This is a genomic window from Candidatus Aminicenantes bacterium (assembly GCA_026393795.1).
In the GTDB taxonomy this organism is placed as follows: domain Bacteria; phylum Acidobacteriota; class Aminicenantia; order UBA2199; family UBA2199; genus UBA2199.
On the sequence record JAPKZL010000269.1, the window covers coordinates 1 to 3,128 of the forward strand.

The 3,128-nt window shown below is 54.4% G+C and carries 3 protein-coding genes; 2 read left to right on the forward strand and 1 reads right to left on the reverse strand.

The genetic code is table 11. From position 1 onward, the window contains the following. Positions 1 to 212 precede the first annotated feature (212 nt). Positions 213 to 545 carry a zinc ribbon domain-containing protein gene (locus tag NTW95_13140; protein ID MCX6558353.1) on the forward strand — a complete coding sequence of 111 codons (333 nt, stop codon included), beginning with the start codon at positions 213 to 215 and terminating at the stop codon, positions 543 to 545. Here NTW95_13140 and NTW95_13145 read toward each other — a convergent pair. Further along, a complete protein-coding gene (locus NTW95_13145; protein MCX6558354.1) occupies positions 539 to 1,033 on the reverse strand; it encodes a hypothetical protein in 495 nt (164 codons plus the stop codon). The genes NTW95_13140 and NTW95_13145 overlap by 7 nt on opposite strands. Positions 1,034 to 1,257: 224 nt before the next feature. Between NTW95_13145 and NTW95_13150 the strand changes: the two genes are divergently transcribed. Further along, a partial coding sequence (locus NTW95_13150; protein ID MCX6558355.1) for an oligopeptide transporter, OPT family occupies positions 1,258 to 3,128 on the forward strand: 1,871 nt, incomplete at its 3' end.

The following is a 3,128-nucleotide window of genomic DNA, read 5'->3' on the forward strand; positions in this document are numbered from 1 at the left end:
GGGCTGGTCATCTGGTCCCAGTTTTTGCTCCAGGTTCGATTTAGAGGCGCGAACGGGAACGCCATTGACCTGGAGGCCTTGGCAAATTTGAAATAATCAGGGTCCCTGCTCTTGGCCCGCTTCCGCCCCCCAGCGAAATGGCCGGGAGCAGGGGCCTCGTCTTATTGAAAATTGAATCCACTTATTTTATAATTGATTTAGCGGAGGGAACTATGGCTTTAATCACTTGCCCTGAATGTAAAAAAGAAATTTCTGACACGGCGAAATCCTGTCCATCGTGCGGATATGAATTAAAAGCATCGGAAAAACAATTATGCCCGAAATGCAATATTGAGGCGATTGCAGTTAAGAAAAAAAACCAAGTCTCTATAGGTGGAATTCTTGGAGCATTAATTTTCATAATTGCAATTCCCATTTTGTTTTATAATTGGCTAATTGGAATTGCTGCCATGATTTTGGGAGCAATTATTGGGTCAGTAGCGCGAGGCGAATATATAGAGATGACTTGCCCAAAATGTAAAAAAGTAATCAGTAAAATTCAGTAATGAGGCACTATCCCCAGATCAATTAAAATATTATAGATGACGGAAGTATAACTATTGACAAAATAATCAATGGCAAGGGCCAGAACGATAACGACCAACACAATGATAATCGCTTTAATCCAAGACCGCCGGGCTTTTTTACTCGCCGCTTTTTTTTCTTCTGGAGTTAAAACGCGGGAAGGCGGTGCAGGTACTGAAACAGGTGCTGCTGGCGGAACATAAGCCGGCAGGTCTTTATGACAGAAGCGGCATATTGTCGCCTCGGCCTTGACCATTTCGGCGCAATAAGGACATTTGCGCATCTGGCCGGATTGTACCTGCTGTTTTTCCAGCGCTTCGGTGTTTGGCTTCATTACGAGCGCCCAGATGATCCCGATAAGCGGGCTCAAAATCAAACTTAAGATGAAGAAGTTTCCGAAACTCTGACCCTTATTTTTTGCAATTACTCCGGCGAAAATTGAAAAGGTGATCCAGACCACAAAAATCATATCTTCCTCCCTTAATACTAAACTGAGGTTATCATTTATGTTTTTTTTGTCAATCAATTTTTTTATTGACTTTGATTTTTGAAATATGTATTATCAAAAAAATGGTGAAGCCAACCGTGACTAAAATTTTTATACCAAGACTAAAACGGGACTTTAGAGACAAAGAATGTCTATAACAAAGGGTTTTATCAATTCAAATTCAAATATGTTATGAGGAGATGTCCATGAGCAATGAGTTCAAACCGTACGTTTCCGCGGACAAGAACCTGAAGGAATTCACCGTCCGGGCCCTGTTGATCGGCCTCTTCCTGGCTGTGCTGCTGGGGGCGGCCAACGCCTACCTGGGTTTGAAGGCCGGCATGACCATCGCCGCCACCTACCCGGCCGCCGTTCTGGGCATGGCCCTGCTGCGGTTGTTCAAAGATCACAATATCATCGAGGAGAACTTCACCCGTACCGTCGGCTCCATCGGCGAGTCGGTGGCCGCCGGCGCCATCTTCACCCTGCCGGCCTTCCTGATCGCCGGCGTCTGGTCGCCGGAGTTCTTCGGCAGCGTCAGCGGCTGGCTGAAGTCCACCGTCATCATGATGGTCGGCGGCATCGTGGGCATCATGTTCGTCACCCTGCTGCGCCGGGTGATGGTCGAAGACCCCGAGCTGAAGTTCCCCGAATCGGTCGCGGCTTCCGAGATCCACAAGGCCGGCCGTGGCGGCGCCACCGGCGCAAAATATCTCTTCTACGCCATGGGCATCGGCGGCTTCATCGAGCTGCTCAAGGGCTTCAACCTGCTGGCCGCTAAATGGGAAAAATTCAGCGCCTTCGCCTCAAAGCTCATCCCGCGCACCAACATTGGTGAGAATTTCAAGGGCGTCGCCACCGGCGGCGGCTTCATGTGGAAAACGCCGGCTCTGAGCCCCGCCTTCCTGGGTGTTGGCTACATCATCGGCCCGCGCCTGGCCGCCCTGAACTTCGCCGGCGGTGTCCTCTCCTGGGGCCTGTTCGTGCCTTTGCTGACGCTGCTGCTGGCGCCGCAGTACGCGCCGGCCGTCAACGCCGGACTGCTCACCTGGACCGCGGTTACCACCGTGATCTTCCAGAACATCGTCAAAACCGTGGCCATCGGCGGCATGCTGATGAGCGCGGCGTACACCCTGTTCAAGATGCGCAAGAGCCTGATCAACGGCATCGGCCGCTCGGTAAACGACGTCAAGAAGGCGGCCACCAGCAAGCAAGCCACGCTGCGCACCGACAAGGACATCAACATCAAGATCGTTTTTTCTGTCCTGCTGGGTATGGCCGTGATTACCTTCATCGTCTACTGGTGGTTCATGGGCTTCAGCTCCACCAACCTGGCGCCGGCGCTGGTGGCCGCGCTGGTCATGCTGGTCGCCGGTTTCTTTTTCGCTGCCGTTTCTGGCTACCTGGTCGGCCTGATCGGCTCCTCGAACAACCCCATCTCGGGCTTGACCCTTTCCACTCTGGTCATCGCCGCCATCCTGATGGTGATTCTCGGTGCCAAGGGCATCCCGGGGGTGACCGCCGTCCTGGCAGTCGCCGGCGTCATCTGCGTCTCTTCCGCCGTGGCCGGCGAGATGCTGCAGGACCTGAAAGTCGGCCATATCCTGGGCGGCACCCCCTGGAAGATGCAGTCCGGCAACCTGATCGGCGTCATCGTCTCCGCCCTGGTGATGTGGATCCCGCTGTTCATCCTCAACGCCGGCGACCTGAAGATGGCCGCCCTGAAGGGCTATAAAGGCGGCTTCGGCGGCGAGGTGCTGGCCGCGCCGCAAGCCGGCCTGATGGCCAACCTTTCGCGGGGCATCGTCGGCGGCGAGATGGTCTGGCCGCTGATCGTGGTCGGCATCCTGATGGCCGTGGGCTTCATCCTGGTCCAGGTCAAGAGCCCGATGCTGGTGTGCGTCGGCATGTACCTCTCGTTCGATACCGTGGCCGCCATCTTTGTCGGCGGCATCATCCGCTGGGTCGTCGACGCCATCATCGCCCGCCGCAAGTACAACGACAACCAGAAGTCGCGCATCGAGAACCGCGGCGTATTGCTGGCTTCGGGGCTGATCGCCGGCGAGGCGCTGATCGG

Bases quoted from the DNA above. Each gene is read 5' to 3' on its own strand.
- NTW95_13140 (MCX6558353.1), top strand. From the start codon at position 213: ATGGCTTTAATCACTTGCCCTGAATGTAAAAAAGAAATTTCTGACACG.
- NTW95_13145 (MCX6558354.1), bottom strand. From the start codon at position 1,033: ATGATTTTTGTGGTCTGGATCACCTTTTCAATTTTCGCCGGAGTAATT.